Raw genomic sequence first — 26449 nt, forward strand, 5'->3', positions numbered from 1 at the left:
TATCCCTGACAGCCTACAAAACGCAATTGAAGAACGCGAGGCATCGTCTTAACGAGGCACCGAGGCGTCGCATTCTTCAGATGGTTCAACCCTTAAGTTAGCGCTTATGGGAGTGATCCCCGCCACTTTACAGGTGCTCGCATATCTTCAACGCACCCTATTTTTACCCAGGCCTGCCCACGGGCAGGCTTTTGGGGAGGTTAGCGGGTCAGGTCGTCAAAAAACTTCTTCACACCATCAAAGAAGCTCTTTGAGCGCGGGCTGTTGTGCTCGCCGGTTGGGCCACCGAAGCTTTCTTGCAGCTCTTGCAGCAGCTGTTTCTGCCTTTCGTTCAGGCCTACCGGTGTTTCGACGACAACGCGGCACAGCAAATCACCCTGTGCGCCACCGCGGACAGACTTGACGCCTTTACCGCGCATACGGAATAGCTTACCGGTCTGGGTTTCGCCAGGCACTTTCAGTTTGACGCGACCATCAAGGGTCGGTACTTCGATTTCGCCACCCAGCGCCGCCATAGCGAAGTTGATCGGGACTTCGCAATACAGGTTGTTGCCTTCACGCTCGAAAATCGGGTGCTGTTTAACCTGAACCTGAACGTACAGATCGCCTGCCGGTGCGCCATGCTCGCCCGCTTCACCTTCGCCCGCAAGACGGATGCGGTCTCCAGTGTCCACCCCTGCCGGGATTTTAACGGACAGCGTTTTGCTGCGCTCAACACGACCATGACCATGACATTTGTTGCACGGATCTTTGATCAGCGTACCGCGGCCCTGACAGTGTGGACAGGTCTGCTGTACAGCGAAGAATCCCTGGCGCATCTGCACCTGACCAGAACCATGACAGGTCGGACAAGTCTGCGGCTGTGTACCTGGTTTTGCACCGCTACCGTGGCAAACGTCACACTCTTCCAGAGTCGGAATGCGGATCTCTTTGGTCACGCCACGTACAGCTTCTTCGAGGGTGAGCTCCATGTTATAGCGTAAATCAGCACCGCGCGCCGCACGTTGACGACCACGTCCGCCGCCAAAAATATCGCCGAAAACGTCACCAAAAATATCGCTGAAGTCTGCGCCGCCGCCAAAACCGCCGCCGCCCATGCCACCTTGCTCAAACGCAGCATGACCATACTGATCGTATGCCGCACGTTTTTGCGAGTCGGTCAGAACTTCATAAGCTTCCTTGATCTCTTTAAATTTCGCCTCGGCCTCTTTGTCACCCTGGTTACGGTCCGGGTGGTATTTCATGGCCAGGCGTTTGTAGGCCTTTCTGATTTCACGCTCTTCCGCTGTTTTGGAAACGCCTAAAATCTCGTAATAATCTTGCTTAGCCATCTTTTTTAAATTGCCCCTAGATGAATGCACGGGCGGAGAGGAAATTCCCCTTCGCCCGTGTCAGTATAATTACCCGTTTATAGGGCGATTATTTTTTGTCTTTGACTTCTTCAAATTCAGCGTCGACAACATCGTCATCTTTCGCGTTGTTTGCAGAAGCATCAGCACCGGCAGTCTGCTGCTGGGCATGTTGCTGCTGGGCGATTTCCATCAGTTTCTGGGAAACCTGTGCCAGTTCCTGCATTTTCGCTTCGATAGCGGCTTTGTCTTCACCTTTCAGAGCAGTTTCCAGTGCAGTCAGCGCAGACTCGATAGCAGTTTTGTCGTCAGCCGGCAGTTTGTCGCCTGCTTCTTCAACCTGCTTACGGGTGCTGTGCAGCAGATGGTCGCCCTGGTTGCGAGTCTGTACCAGCTCTTCAAACTTACGGTCAGCTTCGGCGTTAGCTTCTGCGTCGCGTACCATTTTCTGGATTTCATCTTCGTTCAGACCAGAAGAAGCCTTGATGGTGATCTTCTGCTCTTTACCGCTGTTTTTATCTTTCGCGGAAACGTGCAGGATACCGTCAGCATCGATATCGAAGGTAACTTCGATCTGCGGCATGCCGCGCGGTGCCGGGTTGATACCATCTAGGTTGAACTGACCCAGAGATTTGTTATCAGCCGCACGTTTACGTTCACCCTGCAGCACATGGATGGTTACCGCAGACTGGTTGTCTTCAGCGGTAGAGAACACCTGGCTGTGCTTGGTCGGGATAGTGGTGTTTTTCGCGATCAGCGTCGTCATCACACCGCCCATGGTTTCGATACCCAGAGACAGCGGGGTAACGTCCAGCAGCAGTACGTCTTTTACGTCACCAGTCAGAACACCACCCTGAACAGCAGCACCGATTGCTACAGCTTCGTCCGGGTTAACGTCTTTACGCGGCTCTTTACCAAAGAACTCAGCAACTTTCTTCTGAACCATTGGCATACGAGTCTGACCACCAACGAGGATAACGTCGTCGATATCAGATACGGACAGGCCAGCGTCCTGCAGTGCAACTTTCAGCGGCTCAATGGAACGGTTTACCAGATCTTCAACCAGGCTTTCCAGTTTCGCACGAGTCACTTTGATGTTCATGTGTTTCGGACCGGTCGCGTCTGCAGTGATGTATGGCAGGTTAACGTCGGTCTGCTGAGCGGAAGACAGTTCGATTTTCGCTTTTTCTGCCGCTTCTTTCAGGCGCTGCATTGCCAGCGGATCGTTGCGCAGGTCAATGCCCTGATCTTTCTTGAATTCTTCAACCAGATAGTTGATCAGACGGCTGTCGAAGTCTTCACCCCCCAGGTGGGTATCACCGTTGGTTGCCAGAACTTCGAAGGTTTTTTCGCCGTCAACTTCGTCGATTTCGATAATAGAAATATCGAAAGTACCACCACCCAGGTCATAAACCGCGATAGTACGGTTGCCAGTGCCTTTGTCCAGACCGTAAGCCAGCGCAGCTGCGGTCGGTTCGTTGATGATACGTTTTACTTCCAGACCAGCGATACGGCCTGCGTCTTTGGTTGCCTGACGCTGAGCATCGTTAAAGTATGCCGGTACGGTGATAACAGCTTCAGTTACCGGTTCACCCAGGTAATCTTCAGCGGTTTTCTTCATTTTTTTCAGCACTTCAGCAGAAATCTGCGGCGGTGCCATTTTCTGGCCTTTAACTTCGACCCATGCGTCGCCGTTATCAGCAGCAATAATTTTGAACGGCATGATGGAAACATCACGCTGTACTTCTTCGTCCTGGAAGCGGCGACCAATCAGGCGTTTAATCGCAAACAGAGTGTTTTGCGGGTTCGTCACTGCCTGACGTTTAGCCGGCTGACCAACTAGAGTTTCACCATCCTGGGTATAGGCAATGATAGAAGGCGTGGTGCGATCGCCTTCGGCGTTCTCCAGCACGCGAGGAGTGGTGCCATCCATAATCGCTACACAAGAGTTGGTAGTACCCAGGTCGATACCAATTATTTTACCCATCTAAACGTCTCCACTATATATTCGGTCATCATGTGGTTGTGAGTCTGTAATAGGGGCGAAACGTCTGGTTTCAACTGCCCAATTTCATTTTTTTGCAGACTCACTCACTGCGGTTGACTACTAAATGGGGTCGTAAACCACGTCATCAAGGGGGAGATGCAAAAATTTTTTGTGCTTTTGCGCAGAAATTTCGCGATATGGCAGGACAAGACGTAAAATTGACAGCAATTTTATTCATATAAAGAATGAATCGCAGCCAAGGCATTCATCAAAAAATTGTAATAAAAAGAAAAGATTACGTGCCTGAATCTTCTCTTTATCAGCAGTAAACTAGTGGGTATTCATCCCCCTACCTCTTCCCACTAAGAGAATCCTTATGAAATCCGTTTTTACGATTTCCGCCAGCCTGGCGATTAGCCTGATGCTGTGCTGCACGGCGCAGGCAAACGACCATAAACTCCTCGGCGCCATTGCAATGCCGCGTAACGAAACCAACGATCTGGCGCTGAAACTTCCTGTTTGTCGCATTGTGAAACGCATACAACTCTCTGCCGACCATGGCGATTTACAGTTAAGCGGTGCATCGGTTTATTTCAAAGCCGCCCGTAGCGCCAGTCAGAGCCTGAATATTCCTTCAGAAATAAAAGAAGGGCAAACCACTGACTGGATCAACATTAACAGCGATAACGACAATAAACGCTGCGTCTCAAAAATCACCTTTTCGGGTCATACGGTGAACTCATCGGATATGGCCACGCTGAAAATTATCGGCGACGACTAACGCCAGAATATAGAAGCCACAAAAAATGAATGTTAATTACCTGAATGATTCAGATCTGGATTTTCTTCAGCATTGTAGTGAGGAACAGTTGGCAAATTTCGCCCGATTGCTCACCCATAATGAAAAAGGCAAAACTCGCCTCTCCAGCGTACTGATGCGCAACGAACTGTTTAAATCGATGGAAGGGCATCCCGAGCAACATCGCCGCAACTGGCAGCTGATTGCCGGAGAATTACAGCATTTTGGTGGCGATAGTATCGCCAACAAACTGCGCGGACACGGTAAATTGTATCGGGCCATTTTGCTCGATGTTTCAAAGCGATTGAAGCTGAAAGCCGACAAAGAGATGTCTACGTTTGAAATTGAGCAACAGTTACTGGAACAATTTCTGCGTAATACCTGGAAGAAAATGGACGAGGAACATAAGCAGGAGTTTCTGCACGCGGTCGATGCCAGGGTGAATGAGCTGGAAGAGCTGCTGCCGCTGCTGATGAAAGACAAATTATTGGCAAAAGGTGTGTCGCATTTGCTTTCCAGCCAACTGACCCGCATTTTACGCACCCACGCAGCAATGAGCGTACTTGGGCATGGTTTGCTGCGCGGCGCGGGGCTGGGAGGCCCTGTAGGTGCGGCACTAAATGGGGTTAAAGCGGTCCGCGGCAGCGCCTATCGCGTGACGATTCCAGCCGTACTGCAAATCGCCTGCCTGCGCCGGATGGTTAGCGCCACTCAGGTCTGATACCGGAAACCGGGGAAAATTTTCATTTTCCCCTCAAAAGATCGTAGACACTGCCCCACTGGCTGATTATTATGCCGCGCCCTGAAAACACTACAGTTATTCAGGGAAATTATTTCACCATTCATTCGATGATGATTTTTGAGGAATTATGGGCAACACTAAGTTGGCTAATCCGGCACCGCTGGGCCTGATGGGCTTCGGCATGACCACCATTCTGCTTAACCTGCACAACGTGGGTTATTTCGCTCTGGACGGTATTATTCTTGCCATGGGCATTTTCTACGGCGGCATCGCGCAAATTTTTGCTGGTCTGCTGGAGTACAAAAAAGGCAACACTTTCGGTTTAACCGCATTCACCTCTTACGGTTCTTTCTGGCTGACGCTGGTTGCGATTCTGCTGATGCCGAAACTGGGTCTGACCGATGCGCCAAATGCACAGTTCCTTGGTGTCTACCTGGGTCTGTGGGGCGTATTTACGCTGTTTATGTTCTTCGGCACGCTGAAAGGCGCACGCGTTCTGCAATTCGTTTTCTTTAGCCTGACCGTGCTGTTTGCCCTGCTGGCGATCGGTAACATTGCCGGTAACGCCGCAATCATCCACTTTGCCGGCTGGATTGGGCTGATCTGCGGTGCCAGCGCAATCTATCTGGCGATGGGTGAAGTACTGAACGAGCAGTTTGGTCGCACCGTTCTGCCGATTGGTGAATCCCACTAATTGTTTTGAGATCCCCCCGCTCGGGGGGATTTTTTTATTCGCTAACGTCGCGTCTTGCACTCTTCGGTCTGAATGCTGCAACCACTTCCGGTGCCGTTTCAACGTATGGCCCTTCCAGCAACTGAATGCAGTACGGTACGCTGGCAAAAATACCGTGTACCACAACGTTACCCTCAGCGTCCTTCACACCTTCCAGCGTCTCTTTAATAGACTTCGGCTGACCGGGTAAGTTAAGGATCAGCGCCTGTTTGCGAATCACGCCCACCTGACGCGAAAGGATCGCAGTTGGTACAAAATGCAGGCTGATCTGGCGCATCTGTTCACCAAAGCCAGGCATCTCGCGGTCCGCTACTGCCAGCGTCGCATCGGGCGTTACGTCACGACGCGCCGGGCCAGTTCCGCCCGTGGTGAGCACCAGATGGCAACTCATTTCATCCACCAGCTCACACAACGTTTGCTCGATGATCGCCTGCTCATCGGGGATTAAGCGGGTTTCCAGTTCAAACGGCGTGGTTAGCGCCGATGTCAGCCATTCTTCCAGCGCAGGGATGCCTTTATCCTGATAAACGCCGCTGGATGCGCGATCAGAGATGGAAACTAAGCCAATACGTAAAGTATTCATCAAGATTTTTCCGTTTAAACAGTCTCGTTAAACAGAATGATACACTGCGAAGGGAGTGACAGACAGGCTTCAGAAGAGGTAGCGTGACCGACTTCCCGGTCACGCTAAGAATGATTACAGCAGATCGCCGATCATTTTTTCCAGTTTTTCCTGGTCAATAGCAAACTTACGGATACCTTCCGCCAGTTTATCTACTGCCATTGGATCCTGGTTGTGCTGCCACAGGAACTCGGACTCAGTGATACGCGCCGGACGCGCTTTCACTTCGCCGGTGTAAGACAGTTTACGTTCGATAGCCCCTTCGCTCTCCGCCAGCTCTTTCAGCAGTGCCGGTGCGATGGTCAGACGGTCGCAGCCTGCCAGTTCCAGAATTTCGCCGATGTTACGGAAGCTTGCGCCCATAACCACGGTTTCATAACCGTGCTCTTTGTAGTACTGGTAGATTTCAGATACAGAAACCACGCCCGGATCTTCTGCCGGAGCGTACTCTTTCTTATCGGTATTCGCTTTGTACCAGTCAAGAATACGGCCAACAAACGGCGAGATCAGGAACACGCCCGCTTCCGCACAAGCACGAGCCTGAGCGAAGGAGAACAGCAGGGTCAGGTTACAGTTGATGCCTTCTTTTTCCAGCTGTTCTGCAGCACGGATACCCTGCCAGGTAGAAGCCAGTTTGATCAGAATACGATCGTTGCTAATACCAGCATCGTTGTAGAGTTTGATCAGGCGTTTTGCTTTCGCAATTGACGCTTCGGTGTCATAGGAAAGACGCGCATCAACTTCAGTTGAGATACGGCCCGGAACCAGTTTCAGGATTTCCAGACCAATATTTACTGCCAGTTTGTCGGTCGCGTCCACGATCTGCTGCGCGCGATCGTTGCTCTGCTGTTTCGCCCAGGCGACAGCATCATCAATCAACTTACGGTATTCCGGAATCTGCGCTGCGTTAAGAATGAGAGAAGGGTTGGTTGTGGCATCCTGCGGTTGATACAGCTTCATTGCCGCGATGTCCCCAGTGTCGGCCACTACGGTGGTGTACTGACGAAGGGAGGTCAATTTGTCCGTCATGATAGTATTTCTCTTTAAACAGCTTGTTAGGGGGATGTAACCGGTCTGCCCTGATGATATCACGACGCAACGTCAGCGCAACCGCCGACAAGACGGTTATCGCCAGGCGAGACTGTTTCGGATTTCTGACACTGCGTTGATATCGCCCGCCATTTTTATACAAAACCTCATGTATGCTACGCAGAAGTTATCAAGTACCTCGTAGCGTATATACTTCTTAAACAATTGGTAACGTTTACACAGGAAAGTCATCGCGACCGGCAATAAGAGGGATATGCATGCCAGATTTTTTCTCCTTCATTAACAGCGTCCTTTGGGGATCGGTAATGATTTACCTGCTCTTCGGCGCAGGTTGTTGGTTCACTTTTCGCACCGGATTTGTGCAGTTTCGCTACATCCGCCAGTTTGGCAAAAGTCTTAAAAATAGCATTCATCCACAGCCAGGCGGTTTAACCTCATTTCAGTCATTGTGTACCAGTCTTGCGGCGCGCGTGGGTAGCGGCAACCTGGCCGGCGTTGCGCTGGCTATTACCGCCGGTGGACCTGGAGCCGTCTTTTGGATGTGGGTTGCCGCGTTTATCGGCATGGCGACCTCGTTTGCCGAATGTTCTCTGGCACAACTTTATAAAGAACGTGACGTCAATGGGCAGTTTCGTGGCGGACCGGCATGGTATATGGCGCGCGGGCTGGGGATGCGCTGGATGGGCGTTCTGTTCGCCGTCTTTTTGCTCATCGCCTATGGCATAATTTTCAGCGGAGTTCAAGCGAACGCCGTTGCCCGCGCCCTGAGTTTTTCTTTTGATTTTCCCCCGCTGGTGACAGGCATTATTCTCGCTGTCTTTACTCTGCTGGCAATCACTCGCGGTCTTCATGGCGTCGCCCGGCTCATGCAGGGGTTTGTCCCGTTGATGGCGATAATCTGGGTACTGACCAGCCTGGTAATTTGCGTAATGAATATCGGGCAACTTCCCCACGTCATTTGGTCTATTTTTGAGAGTGCTTTTGGCTGGCAGGAAGCGGCAGGCGGCGCGGCGGGATATACCTTAAGCCAGGCGATTACTAACGGTTTTCAGCGCAGTATGTTTTCCAATGAGGCGGGAATGGGTTCGACGCCAAACGCGGCAGCGGCAGCGGCGTCCTGGCCTCCGCATCCGGCAGCGCAAGGGATTGTCCAGATGATTGGCATTTTTATCGACACCCTGGTCATCTGTACGGCAAGCGCCATGCTGATATTACTGGCGGGTAACGGCACAACCTACATGCCGCTGGAAGGTATTCAGCTTATCCAGAAGGCGATGCGGGTGCTAATGGGTTCCTGGGGTGCTGAGTTTGTTACCCTTGTGGTTATTCTGTTTGCCTTCAGCTCCATCGTTGCCAACTACATTTATGCCGAAAACAATCTCTTCTTTTTACGCCTGAACAACCCTAAAGCGATCTGGTGTTTGCGGATCTGCACCTTCGCAACGGTCATCGGCGGCACCTTGCTAAGCCTTCCGCTGATGTGGCAACTGGCAGATATCATAATGGCCTGCATGGCTATTACCAATTTGACCGCCATTTTACTGCTCTCGCCTGTGGTTCATACCATTGCCAGTGATTATCTACGCCAGCGTAAACTCGGCGTGCGCCCGGTGTTTGATCCATTGCGTTATCCGGATATCGGTCGCCAGCTTTCTCCGGACGCGTGGGATGATGTTTCGCAGGAGTAATCACAACTATCGATCAACTCATTCTCATTTTTTGCTAAAGTCGGCATAAATTTCCTGCAAGGACTGGATATGCTGATTCTTATTTCACCTGCGAAAACGCTTGATTACCAAAGCCCGTTGACCACCACGCGCTATACGCTGCCGGAGCTGTTAGACAATTCCCAGCAGTTGATCCATGAGGCGCGGAAACTGACGCCTCCGCAGATTAGCACGCTGATGCGCATCAGCGACAAACTGGCGGGTATCAACGCCGCTCGCTTTCATGACTGGCAGCCAGATTTCACGCCGGCGAATGCCCGCCAGGCGATTCTGGCGTTTAAAGGTGATGTCTACACCGGCTTGCAGGCCGAAACCTTCAGCGAAGACGATTTCGATTTTGCCCAACAGCATTTGCGAATGCTTTCCGGCTTGTATGGCGTACTCCGCCCGCTCGATTTAATGCAGCCTTATCGTCTGGAAATGGGGATCCGTCTTGAGAATGCCCGAGGGAAAGATCTGTATCAATTCTGGGGAGATATCATCACCAACAAGCTGAACGAGGCGCTCGCAGCACAAGGCGATAATGTGGTGATTAATCTGGCGTCAGATGAGTATTTTAAATCGGTGAAGCCGAAGAAATTGAATGCCGAGATTATCAAGCCGGTGTTCCTCGATGAGAAGAACGGCAAATTTAAGATCATCAGCTTCTACGCTAAGAAAGCACGCGGTCTGATGAGTCGTTTCATTATTGAAAATCGGCTGACCAAACCAGAGCAACTGACTGGTTTTAATAGCGAAGGTTACTTCTTTGATGAAGATTCCTCCAGCAATGGCGAACTGGTGTTTAAACGCTACGAGCAGCGTTAAGTTTGCAGTCAATGCCGGATGCGGCGTGAACGCCTTATCCTGCCTACAAAAGCATGCAGATTCAATATATTGCAGAATTAACGTAGGCCTGATAAGACGCGCCAGCGTCGCATCAGGCGCTGAATGCCGGATTGTTACCCGGCATTTGTCATTTAGCGGTGATGTTTGCCTGGACCATGACCGCCGTGATGATCATGAGGAGCTTTCTTATGGTGGCGCGGCGGTGGCGGCGGTCCGTGTAGGTGCCAGCGATTGCCTCGCCATTCATAATGTTGTTTCCACCAGCCGTGGTCGCGCCAGTGACCTCCATCCCAGTAATAGCCACGATTATCACGATCGCCTATCTGTAATTTTACTGACGGGACTAACGTAATTTCCGCAGCCTGTGCTGCCATGGGAGCGACCAGAACCAGGGAAAGTGCGAGTACGATAGATTGCATCTTTTTCACAGGTTACTCCTTTTATCATTGCCCGTTATGGGTCGATATCCGGAGATTACTCGATGAGAACGGCGGTTGTTATTCTCCGCAATCCTAATCTCTAAGTTACCGCATTTATTGAGAATTTCTCCTTTTTCCCTGTCATTTTTCTCCATAATTTCTTCATAAAAAAGCCGGGCTGCATAAAAGCAAACCCGGCCTGATTGAGATAATGAATAGATTTTACTGATGATTCATCATCAATTTACGCAACGCAGCAAAATCGGCGGGCAGATTATGTGAAAGCAAGGGTAAATCAGCACGTTCTGCCAGCTCTTTTGGCAGATCCAACGTTTCACCGAGAATCGCTTCCACGCTCTCTTTAAATTTCGCCGGATGCGCGGTGCCGAGGAACAAGCCATATTCGCCTGGATTCAACTGATCACGCAGCGCACGATAAGCTACGGCAGCGTGCGGCTCCGAAGTGTAGCCCAGTTCTTTTAACTCACGCATTGTCTGTTGCGTGGTTTCATCATCCACGGCTGCATAACCCAGCTCTTTCAGTTGCCAGATTTTGCGGCGGAACAACTCTTCCACACGCGGCCAGTTGTTCGGCTGACTCACGTCCATCGCGTTGGATAACGTCGCCTGAGTCGCTTTGGGTGACCACTGACCGTCGTGCAGGAAACGTGGCACGGTATCGTTCACGTTGGTCGCAGCAATAAAACGTTTCACCGGCAGACCGAGTGACTTCGCCAGCAGACCCGCCGTCAAATCGCCGAAGTTTCCGCTTGGCACCGAGACAACCAGCTGGTTGCGCGTCTCCTGCGGCAGCTGCGCAACAGCTTCAAAGTAGTAGCAAATCTGCGCCAGCAAACGGCTGATGTTAATCGAGTTAGCCGAGTTTAACCCTAGCGCCACTTTCAGTTCTTCATCATCAAACGCCTGCTTCACCAGCGCCTGACAGGCATCGAAATCGCCGTCGATGGCAACAGTTTCGATATTGCCGCCCAATGTACAGAACAGTTTTTCTTGCAGTGGACTGATTTTGCCTCGTGGATAGAGGATAACCACTTTCACATTCGGTAAACCGTAGAAAGCATGAGCCACTGCCGCTCCGGTATCACCGGAGGTCGCGGTCAGAATGGTCACTGGCTTATCACCCGCAATATGGGTCAGCATTTGTGCCATAAAGCGACCGCCGAAATCTTTAAATGCCAGCGTTGGCCCGTGGAACAATTCCAGACAACCGACATCGCTTTCAACATTGGCGACCGGAGCCGGGAAGGCAAACGCCGCGCGCACGCGCTCTTCCAGGATTTCCTGTGGGATTTCATCACCAATAAACGCCGAGAGGATCTTCGCACTGCGGGTGACAAAATCCAGCTTCAGCATCTCATCAATTTCAGTCAGGCTGAATTCCGGCAGGTCGTGCGGAAAAAACAGCCCCTGATTTTTGCCCAACCCCTGGGTTACGGCTTGCGCAAAGCTGACCTGCTCGTTGTGATCTTTCAGATTGTAGAGTTTCATTTAGTTTTCCAGTACTCGTGCGCCCGCCGTATCCAGCCGGCAAATATGAACAAAACCTTCCTGATTTTGCAGGTAGTTCTTACCCAACCAGTCGGCAACGCGCTGGGCGGTTTCCGGCTTGTCACACAGAGCGAACAAGGTCGGGCCGGAGCCGGAGATACCGCTCGCTACCGCGCCGATTTCCGCGACCGCCTGCCGCGCCTGCCGGAAGCCTGGCAGTAACCGTTCACGGTAGGGTTCAGCGATAACATCTTTCATCAGCTTCGCGGCAAGCTCAGGCTGACGGGAATAGCAGGCGTGAATGAAGCCTGCCAGATGTCGCCCGTGCGCAATGCAATCCTGGCGGCGATACTGCGCCGGTAAAATAGCCCTGGCTTCTGCCGTCGAGACTTTAATCCCCGGATACGCCAGCACCCACAGCCACTCATCAAACCCTGGCACTTGCTGGCTGATGATGTCGTTTTCTTCGATCATCAACTGCATACCACCGAGAAAACACGGTGCCACGTTGTCGTAATGAATGCTGCCGGAGATACGGCCTTCCAGCTCGCCCATCAAAGCCAGCAAACGAGTGTCATTAAGCGGCTTGCCGCAGTGTTCATTCATCGCCATCAGCGCCGCGACCACCGAACAGGCACTGGAGCCTAAGCCCGAACCGATCGGCATATTCTTTTCCAGGGTCATCGCCACTGGAATTTGCTTACCCAGTTCCTGGCAAAAACGCTCCCAGCACTGATAAACGATATTTTCCCGTGGTTCTGACGGCAGCTTATCGGCAAAGCGTCCGAGGTTGTTGAGACTGAATGTCTCTGCCGCCTCAACCGTGACTACATCTCCGAGCAATGCACCATCAACAGGTGTCACCGCCGCCCCGAGCACATCAAACCCGACGCTCATATTGGCACTGGAAGCCGGGGCATAAACTTTAACCATGTCAGACTCCTAACTTCCATGAGAGGGTACGTAGCAGATCAGCAAAGACACCGGCAGCTGTAACGTCATTGCCCGCACCATATCCGCGCAGTACCAACGGCAGCGGCTGATAATAGTGGCTATAGAAGGCCAGGGCGTTTTCGCCATTTTTCACTTTGAACAGCGGATCATTACCATCCACTTCGGCAATCTTCACGCGGCAGACGCCATCTTCATCAATATTGCCAACATAGCGCAAAACTTTTCCTTCATCACGGGCCTTCGCCACGCGCGCGGCAAAGAGATCGTCGAGTTGTGACAGATTCGCCATAAAAGCGGCAACATCACCCTCGGCGTTAAACTCTGCGGGCAGCACAGGTTCAATTTCAATATCCGCCAGCTCCAGTTCACGTCCCGTTTCACGAGCGAGAATCAATAGTTTACGCGCCACATCCATACCAGAAAGATCATCTCGCGGGTCCGGTTCGGTATAACCCATTTCCCGCGCCAGCGTGGTCGCCTCGGAGAAACTCATGCCTTCGTCTAACTTGCCGAAGATATAAGAAAGCGAACCAGAAAGAATGCCGGAGAACTTCATCAATTCATCACCTGCATTGAGCAGATTTTGCAGGTTCTCAATAACCGGTAATCCAGCCCCAACGTTGGTGTCATAGAGGAATTTACGCCGCGATTTTTCCGCCGCATAACGCAACTGATGGTAGTAATCCATCGACGAGGTGTTGGCCTTTTTGTTCGGCGTGACAACGTGGAAACCTTCGCGCAGGAAGTCGGCATATTGATCCGCCACTGCCTGGCTGGAAGTGCAGTCAACAATGACCGGGTTCAGCAGATGATATTCTTTCACGAGGCGAATTAAGCGCCCGAGATTAAACGGCTCTTTGGCTTGCGCCAGTTCTTCCTGCCAGTTTTCCAGATTAAGGCCATGTACATTGGTGAGCAGAGCCTTCGAGTTGGCAACACCGCAGACACGTAAGTCGATATGTTTATTCTTCAGCCAGCTTTGCTGACGCTTCAGTTGCTCCAGCAGCGCACCGCCAACGCCACCGACGCCAATCACAAACACTTCGATAACCTGATCGGTATTGAACAGCATCTGATGAGTAACGCGCACGCCAGTGGTCGCATCATCGTTATTTACCACGACAGAGATTGAGCGTTCAGAAGATCCCTGAGCAATGGCGACAATGTTGATATTGGCGCGGGCCAGTGCGGCAAAGAATTTCGCCGAGATCCCACGCAAGGTGCGCATACCATCACCTACCACCGAGATAATGGCCAGCCGTTCCGTCACTGCCAGCGGCTCCAGTAAGCCTTCTTTCAGTTCCAGGTAGAACTCTTCCTGCATTGCCCGTTCAGCTCGCACACAGTCGCTTTGTGGAACGCAGAAACTGATGCTGTATTCGGAAGATGATTGCGTAATCAGCACCACGGAAATACGGGCGCGTGACATCGCTGCAAAGACGCGCGCCGCCATGCCGACCATCCCTTTCATCCCCGGACCAGAAACGCTGAACATTGCCATGTTATTCAGATTGGAAATGCCCTTGACCGGTAATTCGTCTTCATCACGGCTGGCACCAATGAGCGTACCTGGTGCTTGAGGATTTCCGGTATTTTTAATCAGGCAAGGGATCTGGAACTGGGCGATGGGGGTAATGGTGCGGGGGTGAAGAACTTTAGCGCCGAAGTAGGAAAGCTCCATCGCTTCCTGGTAGGACATCGACTTCAACAACCTCGCATCGGGCACCTGACGCGGGTCGCAGGTATAGACCCCGTCAACGTCCGTCCAAATCTCGCAACAATCGGCGCGTAAACAGGCAGCCAGCACCGCAGCAGAGTAGTCGGAACCGTTGCGTCCAAGCACCACCAGTTCGCCTTTTTCATTACCGGCGGTGAAACCTGCCATCAGCACCATGTGATCAGCCGGAATGCGGCTTGCCGCAATACGGCGGGTGGACTCAGCAATATCGACGGTAGATTCGAGGTAATGCCCCACTGCCAGCAGTTTTTCGACCGGATCGATAACAGTAACGTTGTGACCGCGCGCTTCTAATACGCCGGCCATAATGGCGATCGACATTTTCTCGCCACGGCAAATCAGCGCAGCGTTGATGCTATCCGGGCACTGCCCCAACAAACTAATGCCATGCAGGACATGTTTTATTTGGGCAAATTCCTGATCGACGAAAGTTTTCAATTGCGCCAGCGGGAACCCCGGCTGGGCGGCGGCGAGTCCCGTCAAAAGTTCGGCAAAAATACGTTCGGCATCGCTGATATTGGGTAAAGCATCCTGGCCGCTAATGGTTTTTTCAATCATCGCCACCAGGTGGTTGGTGATTTTGGCGGGGGCAGAGAGGACGGTGGCCACCTGCCCCTGCCTGGCATTGCTTTCCAGAATATCGGCAACACGCAGAAAACGTTCTGCATTTGCCACTGATGTACCGCCGAACTTCAACACTCGCATGGTTGTTACCTCGTTACCTTTGGTCGAAAAAAAAAGCCCGCACTGTCAGGTGCGGGCTTTTTTCTGTGTTTCCTGTACGCGTCAGCCCGCACCGTTACCTGTGGTAATGGTGATGGTGGTGGTAATGGTGGTGCTAATGCGTTTCATGGATGTTGTGTACTCTGTAATTTTTATCTGTCTGTGCGCTATGCCTATATTGGTTAAAGTATTTAGTGACCTAAGTCAATAAAATTTTAATTTACTCACGGCAGGTAACCAGTTCAGAAGCTGCTATCAGACACTCTTTTTTTAATCCACACAGAGACATATTGCCCGTTGCAGTCAGAATGAAAAGCTGAAAAATACTTACTAAGGCGTTTTTTATTTGGTGATATTTTTTTCAATATCATGCAGCAAACGGTGCAACATTGCCGTGTCTCGTTGCTCTAAAAGCCCCAGGCGTTGTTGTAACCAGTCGACCAGTTTTATGTCATCTGCCACTGCCAGAGTCGTCAGCAATGTCATGGCTCGTTCGCGTAAAGCTTGCAGTTGATGTTGGTCTGCCGTTGCATCACTTTTCGCCGGTTGTTGTATTAATGTTGCTAATTGATAGCAATAGACCATCACCGCCTGCCCCAGATTGAGCGAAGGATAATCCGCCACCATCGGCACACCAGTAAGAACGTCAGCCAACGCTAACTCTTCGTTAGTCAACCCGGAATCTTCGCGACCAAACACCAGCGCGGCATGGCTCATCCATGAAGATTTTTCCTCTAACAGCGGCACCAGTTCAACTGGCGTGGCGTAGTAATGATATTTCGCCCGACTGCGCGCAGTGGTGGCGACAGTGAAATCGACATCGTGTAACGATTCAGCCAATGTCGGGAAAACTTTAATATTATCAATAATATCACCAGATCCATGTGCGACCCAGCGGGTGGCTGGCTCCAGGTGTGCCTGACTATCGACAATCCGCAGATCGCTAAACCCCATCGTTTTCATTGCCCGCGCCGCTGCCCCAATATTTTCTGCTCTGGCGGGTGCGACCAGAATAATCGTTATACGCATATTGCCACTCTTCTTGATCAAATAACCGCGAACCGGGTGATCACTGTCAACTTATTACGCGGTGCGAATTTACAAATTCTTAACGTAAGTCGCAGAAAAAGCCCTTTACTTAGCTTAAAAAAGGCTAAACTATTTCCTGACTGTACTAACGGTTGAGTTGTTAAAAAATGCTACATATCCTTCTGTTTATTTAGGATAATTTTATAAAAAATAAATCTCGACAATTGGATTCACCACGTTTATTAGTTGTATGATGCAACTAGTTGGATTATTAAAATAATGTGACGAAAGCTAGCATTTAGATACGATGATTTCATCAAACTGTTAACGTGCTACAATTGAACTTGATATATGTCAACGAAGCGTAGTTTTATTGGGTGTCCGGCCCCTCTTAGCCTGTTATGTTGCTGTTAAAATGGTTAGGATGACAGCCGTTTTTGACACTGTCGGGTCCTGAGGGAAAGTACCCACGACCAAGCTAATGATGTTGTTGACGTTGATGGAAAGTGCATCAAGAACGCAATTACGTACTTTAGTCATGTTACGCCGATCATGTTAATTTGCAGCATGCATCAGGCAGGTCAGGGACTTTTGTACTTCCTGTTTCGATTTAGTTGGCAATTTAGGTAGCAAACATGCAGACCCCGCACATTCTTATCGTTGAAGACGAGTTGGTAACACGCAACACGTTGAAAAGTATTTTCGAAGCGGAAGGCTATGATGTTTTCGAAGCGACAGATGGCGCGGAAATGCATCAGATCCTCTCTGAATATGACATCAACCTGGTGATCATGGATATCAATCTGCCGGGTAAGAACGGTCTTCTGTTAGCGCGTGAACTGCGCGAGCAGGCGAATGTTGCGTTGATGTTCCTGACTGGCCGTGACAACGAAGTCGATAAAATTCTCGGCCTCGAAATCGGTGCAGATGACTACATCACCAAACCGTTCAACCCGCGTGAACTGACGATTCGTGCACGCAACCTACTGTCCCGTACCATGAATCTGGGTACTGTCAGCGAAGAACGTCGTAGCGTTGAAAGCTACAAGTTCAATGGTTGGGAACTGGACATCAACAGCCGTTCGTTGATCGGCCCTGATGGCGAGCAGTACAAGCTGCCGCGCAGCGAGTTCCGCGCCATGCTTCACTTCTGTGAAAACCCAGGCAAAATTCAGTCCCGTGCTGAACTGCTGAAGAAAATGACCGGCCGTGAGCTGAAACCGCACGACCGTACTGTAGACGTGACGATCCGCCGTATTCGTAAACATTTCGAATCTACGCCGGATACGCCGGAAATCATCGCCACCATTCACGGTGAAGGTTATCGCTTCTGCGGTGATCTGGAAGATTAATCGGCTTTACCACCGTCAAAAAAAACGGCGCTTTTTAGCGCCGTTTTTATTTTTCAACCTTATTTCCAGATACGTAACTCATCGTCCGTTGTAACTTCTTTACTGGCTTTCATTTTCGGCAGTGAAAACGCATACCAGTCGATATTACGGGTCACAAACATCATGCCGGCCAGCGCCACCACCAGCACACTGGTTCCCAACAACAGCGCGCTATCGGCAGAGTTGAGCAGTCCCCACATCACACCATCCAGCAACAACAGCGCGAGGGTAAACAACATGCTGTTGCACCAACCTTTCAATACCGCTTGCAAATAAATACCGTTCATTATCGCCCCAATCAGACTGGCGATTATCCATGCCACGGTAAAACCGGTATGTTCAGAAAGCGCCAGCAAGAGCAAATAAAACATCACCAATGAAAGCCCCACCAGCAAATATTGCATTGGGTGTAAACGTTGCGCGGTGAGCGTTTCAAAAACAAAGAACGCCATAAAAGTCAGTGCAATCAGCAGAATGGCGTACTTAGTCGCCCGGTCAGTTAATTGGTATTGATCGGCTGGCGTCGTTACTGCGACGCTAAACGCCGGGAAGTTTTCCCAGCCGGTATCATTGCCTGAAGCAAAACGCTCACCGAGATTATTAGCAAACCAGCTGCTTTGCCAGTGCGCCTGAAAACCTGACTCGCTAACTTCCCGTTTGGCTGGTAGAAAATCACCTAAAAAACTGGGATGCGGCCAGTTGCTGGTTAAGGTCATTTCGCTATTACGCCCGCCAGGCACCACAGAAAGATCGCCGGTACCGCTTAAATTCAGGGCCATATTCAGCTTCAGGTTCTGCTTCCGCCAGTCCCCTTCAGGTAAAGGGATATGCACGCCCTGCCCGCCTTGCTCTAACCCGGTGCCGGGTTCAATGGTCAGCGCCGTTCCGTTAACTTCAGGCGCTTTCACCACACCAATACCACGCGCATCCCCGACGCTAATCACAATAAATGGCTTGCCTAAGGTGATATTTGGCGCGTTGAGTTCGCTAAGACGCGAAACATCGAAATCGGCTTTTAACGTTAAATCACTGTGCCAGACCTGACCGGTATAAATCCCTATCTTGCGTTCTTCCACGTTCTGATTGCCATCAACCATCAATGACTCAGGTAACCAAAAATGGATAAAACTTCGTTTCCGCTCCACGGTTTTATCCTCTTCCTGCACCGTATAAAGCTCGGTCACAGGAATAGCGATGAGCGGCCCAACGAGTTTTTGCGGCCCGCTGGTACTTTGGCGAATCGCATCTTCCACATCGCTACGGTAATCAGCACGTTCGACAATCACCTGCCGAATCAGCATTATCGGAATCAACAACAGCAATACTGCACCAAACAGGCTAGTCATTTTCCAGAACAGGGGGGATTTCAACATAGTCTTCTCCTTTGCAATGGCAGCAGGATACGAAGACTATGTGGGAAGAATTTGAAGCTATGTGAAGTGACGGTGAAGTCGAAGCGAGGCCAGCACGCCACCTTCCTGCACGTTGCGCAGCGTGACTTCGCCGTTAAACAAACGGGCGACCTCACTGACGAACGCCAACCCCAGACCGCTGCTTTTTTGCCCATTTGCACGAGGCAAAGAGTAAAAGCGTTCAAAAATACGTGAAAGCGCGTAGTCAGGAATACCACTACCGGTATCCAGCACCTTAAGCGTGACGTGTTCCTGATCCACTTCGGCGCTTAGCGTGATGCAACCGCTCTCGGGGGTAAAATCGATGGCGTTATCCAGTAAATTTCCCAGCGCCTGCTCCAGTAACGCCGGTTCAGCAGCAACGTTAACCTCGGTGGGCGTAACATGCAGAGTGATTTTTTTTTCTGCCAACTGCACGGTGCGCGCTTCGCTGACGCGGCGGAATAATGCCGCCACATCAACAGCAGTCAGAACGACTTCCTGACGATTCTCCAGTCTTGCCTGGCGTAGTAACGTTTCTACCAATGCCTGCATACGCGCATTTTGCGTCAGAATGTTGTCAGTAAAACGAGCCACCACTTCCGGCGGCGGACCTTCGCGTAAAATTTCCGCCGCTCCACGAATCGCCGCCAGTGGGCTTTTTAGCTCATGAGTTAATGCGTAAACATACTGCTCAATATAGTTTTTCCCTTCCAGCTTCACGCGCATACTTTCCAGCGCCTGCGCGAGTTTACGCAACTCGCTACTACCGAGATCGGGGAGAGGAACGGGCTTATTGTCAGTGACGGAATCAGCATAGCGAGTGAGCCGGGCAATAGAGCGGTTGATCCACCAAACCATGCCTGCGCCAATCACCAGTGCAATCCCCAACAAAATGGCGCTGGCCCATAAAATTCGCCGCTCGCTACGCTTAATGACCGGAGCCATCGCCGCGTTCGGTTTGCCTACGCTCAAAACGCCAATAAGCCGCGAGCCGTCCATAATCGGTGCGGCAACATACATCACAGAACTTTCGGGATCGGCAGGATTTTGCAACGTGCTGCGCGCACCATACTGACCACGCAACGTTAGCCAGACGTCATTCCAGCGCGAATAATCCTGTCCAACGGCTTTATTTGCCGAATCGAACAATACTTTGCCCTGCGCATCGGTCATATAGACATGATATTCATTGCGCACTTTGTTAATGCCACCGATATTGGCGCGAAACGGGCGATGTTGTAGCTGATTAAACGCCTGCGCCAGTTGCCCATGCGTTGGGTCCCCAGAGAGCAAATCGGGACGCGCCAGCTCCGCCAGCAACGTTGCGGTGTCGATCAACGTCCCCTCCGTTGCTCTTCGCACGCCCGGTTTAACTTCTTTGACAAAAATGGCCAGTACGAACCAGGCTGCCACCGCCACCAGTAAAAAATAGCCCAGCAACAACCGCATGCCGATACGCATTACAGGCCCCTCAGGCTATATCCCATGCCGCGATGAGTATTAATCGGTGAAAGATCGGGGTTGATGGCGCGCAGCTTGGCACGCAGCGTTTTAATGTGGGTATCGACGGTGCGATCGTAGGTGTCCTGCGCATCTTCCCATACGCTATCCATCAGTTGCTGGCGGGACCAGACGCGGCCCGGTGACTTGAGTAACGTCTTCAACAATAAAAACTCATACCGAGTCAGCGCTAATGGCGTGTCAAACCAGCTGATCTGCGCCGCGGGTTCATTCAATTCAAAATGTCCAATACGGATGACGGGAGACGGCGTCGAGAACTTCTTCACCCGACGCAGTAAGGTGCGCACCCTGGCGCACACTTCGCGGGGTGAAAACGGTTTAGCCACGTAGTCGTCAGCACCAATTTCCAGCCCAAGCAGGCGATCGACCTCTTCACTTCGGGCCGTCAGGAACAGTACAGGTAACGCCGGATGGAGCGCCAGTAACTGGCGGCACAATTCAAAGCCGCTAATATCCGGCAGACCAACATCGAGAATCATGACGTCGGGTACCTGCTTGCGAGCTTTATCCAGCACCGGCAAGCCTCGCTCAAAGACCTCGACGGCAAAACCTTCCTGCTGCAACATGTAGACCAGCGTGTCGGCTATCCCTTGCTCATCTTCCACTAACCAGACCGTTTCCCGTTGCATAAATCGCCTCTGTTATTGCCGCCACGGCATGACAGGAACCGCGCTAATCGCGTTTTTCGGCGAACCTTCTACAACTTTGTCGGAGTAAGCCAGATAAGCGAGCGCGTTGCGTTTGGCATCATAAAAGCGCACGACCTGTAACGACTTAAAGACCAGGGACGTGCGTTTTTTGAATACTACCTCGCCCTGAGCTTTGCCGTTTTTAATACGATCCGACAGTTCAATCGGCCCGACTTGCTGACAAGAAATGGCCGCATCGGAGGTATCTTCCGCCAGACCCAATCCCCCTTTAATACCACCGGTTTTCGCCCGGCTCACATAACAGGTGACATTTTTCACATCGGGATCATCAAAGGCTTCCACAACAATTTTGTGATCCGGGCCGATCATTTTAAATACGGTGTCGACCGAACCAATCTCTTCTGCATGAGCCAATGGCCCCAGCATTATCAGGCTTAAAGACAGGATCAAATGCTTGTATTTCATATTGTTACCATTTTTATCTATTACACGAGCAATTAGTTCGTCACGGTAAATAACATATTGATTAAGAACAAAATCTCAATACTTTTATTTCCGTCAAGCCCTAAAACATACTCTACTAAGAAAAAAACACTGAATGCTAAAACAGCAAAAAATGCTATTATCCAATTACCTGATGTCAGGTGCTCGTTGTTGAAAGGATGAGGATATTTTATGGATCAGGCCGGCATTATTCGCGACCTTTTAATCTGGCTGGAAGGTCATCTGGATCAGCCCCTGTCGCTCGACAATGTAGCGGCGAAAGCAGGTTATTCCAAGTGGCACTTACAGAGAATGTTTAAAGATGTCACTGGCCATGCTATTGGCGCGTATATTCGTGCTCGTCGTTTGTCGAAATCGGCGGTCGCACTACGCCTGACTGCGCGTCCGATTCTGGACATCGCGCTGCAATACCGCTTCGACTCTCAACAGACATTTACCCGCGCATTCAAGAAGCAGTTTGCCCAGACTCCTGCACTTTACCGCCGTTCTCCTGAATGGAGCGCCTTTGGTATTCGCCCGCCGCTACGCCTGGGTGAATTCACTATGCCAGAGCACAAATTTGTCACCCTGGAAGATACGCCGCTGATTGGTGTTACCCAGAGCTACTCCTGTTCGCTGGAGCAAATCTCTGATTTCCGCCATGAAATGCGTTATCAGTTCTGGCACGATTTTCTCGGCAACGCGCCGACCATTCCGCCGGTGCTCTACGGCCTGAATGAAACGCGTCCGAGTCAGGATAAAGACGACGAGCAAGAGGTATTCTATACCACCGCGTTAGCCCAGGATCAGGCAGATGGCTATGTACTGACGGGGCATCCGGTGATGCTGCAGGGCGGCGAATATGTGATGTTTACCTATGAAGGTCTGGGAACCGGCGTGCAGGAGTTTATCCTGACGGTATACGGAACGTGCATGCCAATGCTCAACCTGACGCGCCGTAAAGGTCAGGATATTGAGCGATACTACCCGGCAGAAGATGCCAAAGCGGGAGATCGCCCAATTAATCTACGCTGTGAACTGCTGATTCCGATCCGTCGTTAACGCTGCAGCTCATCTAATGCAGGGGCGTCCAGATGCGAGATGTCCCCTGCGGTTTCAACGACCCAGCCAGACGCCAGCCACAGGCTTTCCTGATAATCCACGCGCGAAATAGAACAGTTACGCAGACGTAAGCGGCGCTCTGCCCATGCTGGTAATCCGAGAATCGTACTCACCAGGCATCCCAGTGCAATACCATGACTCACCAGCAGCGGTCGGCTTCCCTGCGGTAAGTCCCGGCAAGATTCCAGTGCCGCATTGACGCGATCGCTGAGCTCCTGCATTGACTCGCCTTCAGGAATACGCCCGTCAACGGTGCCATTGACCAGCTGCCGACGCCAGTTCTCTTCTTCTTCGGTCAGAGAATCGATATGTCTTTTTTCCAGCACACCCATGTTTAATTCACGCAGGCGAGAATCAAAGATGATGTCACAGCCGCAGGCCTGGGCGATGATTTCCGCCGTACGCCGGGTGCGTCCTAAATCGCTACTGATGATATGCGTAATGCCAAGCTCTTTGGCACGGGTTGCCACCTGCATCGCCTGTTGCTCACCTTTGGCGGTCAGCGGGCTGTCAGACTGGCCCTGAATACGTCGCTCGGCGTTCCACTGCGTTTCACCGTGGCGGACTAGGTATACCTGTAACATGCTTTTTTTCCGTATACTGCTGTAACGTTAATTTTCTGAGTAATGCTGATTATGCACCAAGTTGTCTGTGCGACCACCAATCCCGCTAAAATTCAGGCCATTCTGCAGGCATTTCACGAGATCTTCGGCGAAGGATCCTGCCATATTGCATCCGTTGCCGTCGAGAGCGGTGTACCGGAACAGCCCTTTGGCAGTGAGGAAACGCGCGCTGGCGCACGAAATCGGGTAGCCAATGCCCGCCGTTTACTTCCAGAGGCTGATTTTTGGGTGGCGATTGAAGCTGGCATCGATGGTGACAGCACTTTCAGTTGGGTGGTGATTGAAAACGCCAGCCAGCGCGGCGAGGCGCGTTCGGCTACTTTGCCGTTGCCTGCGGTGATTCTGGAAAAAGTGCGTGAAGGTGAGGCGCTTGGTCCCGTGATGTCGCGTTATACCGGTATTGATGAGATTGGTCGTAAGGAAGGGGCGATCGGCGTGTTTACCGCCGGGAAACTCACTCGCGCCAGCGTCTATCACCAGGCGGTGATCCTGGCGCTGAGTCCGTTTCATAATGCCGTGTATTAAGCGCCTGATGCGACGCTGCCGCGTCTTATCATGCCTACCAAACATATTGAAATTACGGGTATTTGTAGGACGGATAAGGCGTTCACGCCGCATCCGGCATTCGGTGCACGATGCCTGATGCGCCACGTCTTATCAGGCCTACAAAATCAATCGCTTTTCAGCAACACCTCTTCCAGCCACTGGCGCAGCTCGACGGGCGCGGCTTTCAGGCTGTTAGATCCACGCGTAATCGTCGCGATGCCTGCGCCGAGTTCATTTTTTAACTCACGCTGGCTCATTTCGCCGCGCAACAGCTCTTCGACAATACGCACGCGAGTCCCCAACGCTTCGCGCTCATCTGGCGTCAGCATCAGGTTTAACAACGGTAAATGGAGATCGTTTTGGTAGGCATTCTTAAGCAGGTCGACAAAACGTAACCACTCCTGGTGACGCTGTTCTGCCATCGCTGCTGAATAGGGTGATTGTTGGGCCATAATATGTCGCCATTGTTAGCGGGGGAAGCAAAATGCCTCCCCCGGTTGTACTCGCTAAAGAGTACGATAGCATATCATAAACGTGCGGATCAGTAACGACGTCCCCATTCCGTGGCGCTCATCAACGTCGGTTTATCCCCCATGAAATAGCGGTAGTAAGCGTCATAAGCCAGCACGTTCTTCACATAACCGCGCGTCTCGGAGAATGGAATACTCTCGACAAATGCCACTGCGTCGATACGCCCGGCGCTGTTGCCAAGCCAGGTTCGCACCCGCCCTGGTCCGGCGTTATAAGCTGCTGAGGAGAAAATACGATTATTGCCAAACTGCTGATAAACATATTGCAGGTAACTGGTGCCAATGTTGATATTCGTTTCCGGATCCAGCAATTGCCCAGGACTGCTATAACCGGGAATAGAGAACATCTTCACCGTATGGGTCGCTGTACCAGGCATAATCTGCATCAAGCCGCTGGCCCCTACCGGTGATTTCACTTTCGGATTCCAGGCGCTCTCCTGACGAGCAATTGCCATCGCATAGCTTTGCGGGATCTCCTTACCGCTGGTGTAGCGTTTGAAAAGATCGTTGTAAGCCAGCGGGAATCGCTCTTCCAGATGATCCCACAGCTTCCCGGCGATCGTTGCCTGAACGCTAAGATCCCACCATTGGTTGTTGAAAGCATACCGCGCCAGTTGAGCCTGCTCTGTTTTTGACTTGCTCTTCACCAGATTGGCCCACTCGCTACGCGCGGTATTATCGAGATTCCAGTACATCAACTCGCGCACGCGCGCCATCTCCGGCCCCTGAGTCAGGGCGCTGTCAACATTCTGCGGCGCTTTATCAATCTTCAGCTCATACTCTTCGCCGATGCGTTGTGCTGCAACCATCGGGTAGAAACCACGCTGTTGCATGAGTTGATGCAAAATCTCTTTTGCTTCAGCTTCACGTCCGCGTTCCAGCAATAAATCCGCCTGCCAGTAACGCCATTCATCTTTCTCTTTCGCTTCCATAGGCAGACGCGCCAGCCAGGTATTCAGGCCGCGACGATCGCCGGTGCCAAGCGCCATTCGTACACGGCGTTCAATAAGCGAAGTAGATTGCGAGCGCATAATGGCGTCATCGCGCCATTTCGCCTGCTCGTCGGTGACATCGTTGCCCATCAAACGCCAGGCGACGATATCGCGCAGCTCCTGAATCTGATCTTCATTAAGCTGCTGCGCCTGGGCAAGCGATGGGATCATCAGCCGTGCATTCTCAGCATCCTGCCGCGCCACACTGGCAAACGCCACCGCCGCCATTTGACGGGTAAAATCGGTCGCGCCAGTTGTACGCGCGAAGGTCAGTACCGTATTAGGGTTGTTCGCCAGTGAAATGATTGCCGAGGCGATAGTCTGGTAATCGGCAGGCATCTGCCCTGCCAGCACTGTTACCAGGCCTGTGTTACCCGCTTTCATCGCCAGACGGATACGCTCTAAATACGCCAGCGGATCTTGTTTACCTGACGCACGCCAGACGCTAAATAACTTGTCACAGGCGTTAGGCTGGCTCTTGCCGGTTAGCCACAGCTCTTTCGCCCCTTGCCAGGCTTCTTCACTCTGCCCGGTGTTCCATTTCGCATAGTAGTAATTACATTGCGCTTCGGTAGTTCCGGGCTTTTCCGGGCTAAAGGCTAACAAGCCACGCCAGTCTTCACGCCGCGCCAGTTCATTGACGAAACGAGATTGCAGCGTGCGAGCGGGAGGAAGCGTGGGGTTAGCGCGAACAAAGTTAGTGACCGTCACCGCCGGTTGATTCATCAGATCATCGGTGATCTGGCGGTATTCCAGGTAGGGATAAAGCGGATAATCCTTCAGTCCAGGCATCATTTGTTCGACCACATCCATTTGTCGATTATCCCAGGCCTGCTTGATTTGCGCGTAACGACTACGCTGCTCATCCAGTGAGTCGGCTCGCGCCACGCTGCTGACCGTCAGCAGACAGACACCGGCAGCCAACAGCCGCCAGGTAACTTGTTTGGCTTTTTCCACAAGCGCATCCTCTAAGTGTAAATACATCAAT

The 26449-nt window shown here is 51.6% G+C and carries 26 protein-coding genes and 1 other annotated feature; of the genes, 8 read left to right on the forward strand and 18 right to left on the reverse strand.

Going from position 1 to position 26449, the window contains the following annotated elements; genetic code table 11:
- Positions 1–200: 200 nt before the first annotated feature.
- Positions 201–1331: a molecular chaperone DnaJ gene (gene dnaJ, locus ACJHWK_RS01795; RefSeq protein WP_001118476.1), complete on the reverse strand. Its 1131-nt coding sequence runs from the start codon at positions 1329–1331 to the stop codon at positions 201–203.
- An 88-nt stretch (positions 1332–1419) separates the two neighbouring features.
- Entirely contained in the window at positions 1420–3336 is a 1917-nt protein-coding gene (gene dnaK, locus ACJHWK_RS01800) for a molecular chaperone DnaK (RefSeq protein ID WP_000516135.1), read from the reverse strand.
- A gap of 376 nt (positions 3337–3712) precedes the next feature.
- Between dnaK and ACJHWK_RS01805 the strand changes: the two genes are divergently transcribed.
- The 3 genes from ACJHWK_RS01805 (at position 3713) to satP (ending at position 5571) form a co-directional block, all read left to right on the forward strand.
- Entirely contained in the window at positions 3713–4117 is a 405-nt protein-coding gene (locus tag ACJHWK_RS01805) for a DUF2541 family protein (RefSeq protein WP_000843565.1), read from the forward strand.
- Between the two features lie 25 nt (positions 4118–4142).
- The gene (msyB, locus tag ACJHWK_RS01810; RefSeq protein ID WP_170886145.1) at positions 4143–4856 is read left to right on the forward strand and encodes an acidic protein MsyB; all 714 of its coding nucleotides are present in this window, start codon (positions 4143–4145) and stop codon (positions 4854–4856) included.
- Positions 4857–5004: 148 nt separating this feature from the next.
- Entirely contained in the window at positions 5005–5571 is a 567-nt protein-coding gene (gene satP / locus ACJHWK_RS01815) for an acetate uptake transporter (RefSeq protein ID WP_000528538.1), read from the forward strand.
- Between the two features lie 34 nt (positions 5572–5605).
- Here satP and mog read toward each other — a convergent pair whose 3' ends face one another.
- Positions 5606–6193 carry a molybdopterin adenylyltransferase gene (gene mog, locus ACJHWK_RS01820; RefSeq protein ID WP_001295414.1) on the reverse strand — a complete coding sequence of 196 codons (588 nt, stop codon included), beginning with the start codon at positions 6191–6193 and terminating at the stop codon, positions 5606–5608.
- Positions 6194–6307: 114 nt separating this feature from the next.
- A complete protein-coding gene (tal, locus tag ACJHWK_RS01825) occupies positions 6308–7261 on the reverse strand; it encodes a transaldolase (RefSeq protein WP_000130185.1) in 954 nt (317 codons plus the stop codon).
- A 278-nt stretch (positions 7262–7539) separates the two neighbouring features.
- Here tal and ACJHWK_RS01830 point away from each other — a divergent pair, with 278 nt between their 5' ends.
- Together ACJHWK_RS01830 and yaaA are read left to right on the forward strand one after the other, a co-directional pair.
- Positions 7540–8970, forward strand: coding sequence for an alanine/glycine:cation symporter family protein (locus ACJHWK_RS01830; RefSeq protein ID WP_001112606.1), 1431 nt, complete (start codon positions 7540–7542; stop codon positions 8968–8970).
- Between the two features lie 69 nt (positions 8971–9039).
- The gene (gene yaaA / locus ACJHWK_RS01835) at positions 9040–9816 is read left to right on the forward strand and encodes a peroxide stress protein YaaA (protein WP_000906197.1); all 777 of its coding nucleotides are present in this window, start codon (positions 9040–9042) and stop codon (positions 9814–9816) included.
- 152 nt (positions 9817–9968) lie between these two features.
- On the opposite strand, the gene ACJHWK_RS01840 is transcribed toward yaaA, so the two are convergent.
- From ACJHWK_RS01840 to yjjY, 7 genes are all read right to left on the reverse strand, one after another.
- Positions 9969–10265 carry a DUF2502 domain-containing protein gene (locus tag ACJHWK_RS01840; protein ID WP_000738719.1) on the reverse strand — a complete coding sequence of 99 codons (297 nt, stop codon included), beginning with the start codon at positions 10263–10265 and terminating at the stop codon, positions 9969–9971.
- Between the two features lie 213 nt (positions 10266–10478).
- A complete protein-coding gene (gene thrC / locus ACJHWK_RS01845; protein ID WP_000781074.1) occupies positions 10479–11765 on the reverse strand; it encodes a threonine synthase in 1287 nt (428 codons plus the stop codon).
- Positions 11766–12698: a homoserine kinase gene (thrB, locus tag ACJHWK_RS01850; RefSeq protein ID WP_000241662.1), complete on the reverse strand. Its 933-nt coding sequence runs from the start codon at positions 12696–12698 to the stop codon at positions 11766–11768.
- A gap of 1 nt (position 12699) precedes the next feature.
- Complete coding sequence (gene thrA / locus ACJHWK_RS01855; RefSeq protein ID WP_001264707.1) at positions 12700–15162, reverse strand: bifunctional aspartate kinase/homoserine dehydrogenase I; 2463 nt, start codon at positions 15160–15162, stop codon at positions 12700–12702.
- A gap of 26 nt (positions 15163–15188) precedes the next feature.
- Positions 15189–15308, reverse strand: a sequence feature (Thr leader region).
- A complete protein-coding gene (gene thrL, locus ACJHWK_RS01860; RefSeq protein WP_001386572.1) occupies positions 15244–15309 on the reverse strand; it encodes a thr operon leader peptide in 66 nt (21 codons plus the stop codon). It overlaps the preceding feature by 65 nt.
- Before the next feature lie 213 nt (positions 15310–15522).
- A complete protein-coding gene (locus ACJHWK_RS01865; protein WP_001223132.1) occupies positions 15523–16209 on the reverse strand; it encodes a tRNA/rRNA methyltransferase in 687 nt (228 codons plus the stop codon).
- Between the two features lie 399 nt (positions 16210–16608).
- Positions 16609–16749 carry a protein YjjY gene (gene yjjY, locus ACJHWK_RS01870; protein WP_001303782.1) on the reverse strand — a complete coding sequence of 47 codons (141 nt, stop codon included), beginning with the start codon at positions 16747–16749 and terminating at the stop codon, positions 16609–16611.
- Positions 16750–16844: 95 nt separating this feature from the next.
- On the opposite strand from yjjY, the gene arcA reads away from it, so the two are divergent.
- Positions 16845–17561 carry a two-component system response regulator ArcA gene (gene arcA, locus ACJHWK_RS01875; RefSeq protein ID WP_001194358.1) on the forward strand — a complete coding sequence of 239 codons (717 nt, stop codon included), beginning with the start codon at positions 16845–16847 and terminating at the stop codon, positions 17559–17561.
- 59 nt (positions 17562–17620) lie between these two features.
- Here arcA and creD read toward each other — a convergent pair whose 3' ends face one another.
- From creD to creA, 4 genes are read right to left on the reverse strand one after another with little or no spacing between them, the layout of a single operon-like run.
- Positions 17621–18973, reverse strand: coding sequence for a cell envelope integrity protein CreD (gene creD, locus ACJHWK_RS01880; RefSeq protein ID WP_000920294.1), 1353 nt, complete (start codon positions 18971–18973; stop codon positions 17621–17623).
- 57 nt (positions 18974–19030) lie between these two features.
- Positions 19031–20455 carry a two-component system sensor histidine kinase CreC gene (creC, locus tag ACJHWK_RS01885; protein WP_001219577.1) on the reverse strand — a complete coding sequence of 475 codons (1425 nt, stop codon included), beginning with the start codon at positions 20453–20455 and terminating at the stop codon, positions 19031–19033.
- Positions 20455–21144 carry a two-component system response regulator CreB gene (creB, locus tag ACJHWK_RS01890; protein ID WP_001188654.1) on the reverse strand — a complete coding sequence of 230 codons (690 nt, stop codon included), beginning with the start codon at positions 21142–21144 and terminating at the stop codon, positions 20455–20457. The genes creC and creB overlap by 1 nt, the downstream gene beginning before the upstream one ends.
- Positions 21145–21156: 12 nt before the next feature.
- On the reverse strand, positions 21157–21630 hold the full coding sequence (creA, locus tag ACJHWK_RS01895) for a protein CreA (RefSeq protein ID WP_000875487.1): 474 nt from the start codon (positions 21628–21630) through the stop codon (positions 21157–21159).
- 210 nt (positions 21631–21840) lie between these two features.
- Here creA and robA point away from each other — a divergent pair, with 210 nt between their 5' ends.
- The gene (gene robA, locus ACJHWK_RS01900) at positions 21841–22710 is read left to right on the forward strand and encodes an MDR efflux pump AcrAB transcriptional activator RobA (RefSeq protein ID WP_000371666.1); all 870 of its coding nucleotides are present in this window, start codon (positions 21841–21843) and stop codon (positions 22708–22710) included.
- On the opposite strand, the gene gpmB is transcribed toward robA, so the two are convergent.
- On the reverse strand, positions 22707–23354 hold the full coding sequence (gpmB, locus tag ACJHWK_RS01905; RefSeq protein ID WP_000942344.1) for a 2,3-diphosphoglycerate-dependent phosphoglycerate mutase GpmB: 648 nt from the start codon (positions 23352–23354) through the stop codon (positions 22707–22709). The genes robA and gpmB overlap by 4 nt on opposite strands.
- A 51-nt stretch (positions 23355–23405) precedes the next feature.
- Between gpmB and yjjX the strand changes: the two genes are divergently transcribed.
- Positions 23406–23918: an inosine/xanthosine triphosphatase gene (gene yjjX / locus ACJHWK_RS01910; protein WP_001338221.1), complete on the forward strand. Its 513-nt coding sequence runs from the start codon at positions 23406–23408 to the stop codon at positions 23916–23918.
- Positions 23919–24064: 146 nt separating this feature from the next.
- On the opposite strand, the gene trpR is transcribed toward yjjX, so the two are convergent.
- Together trpR and sltY are read right to left on the reverse strand one after the other, a co-directional pair.
- On the reverse strand, positions 24065–24391 hold the full coding sequence (trpR, locus tag ACJHWK_RS01915) for a trp operon repressor (RefSeq protein ID WP_000068679.1): 327 nt from the start codon (positions 24389–24391) through the stop codon (positions 24065–24067).
- A gap of 89 nt (positions 24392–24480) precedes the next feature.
- The gene (sltY, locus tag ACJHWK_RS01920; RefSeq protein ID WP_000409451.1) at positions 24481–26418 is read right to left on the reverse strand and encodes a murein transglycosylase; all 1938 of its coding nucleotides are present in this window, start codon (positions 26416–26418) and stop codon (positions 24481–24483) included.
- Between the last annotated feature and the right edge of the window lie 31 nt (positions 26419–26449).

Origin of the sequence: Escherichia sp. WS547, assembly GCF_046486065.1 — a bacterium.
In the GTDB taxonomy this organism is placed as follows: Bacteria; Pseudomonadota; Gammaproteobacteria; order Enterobacterales; family Enterobacteriaceae; genus Escherichia; species Escherichia coli.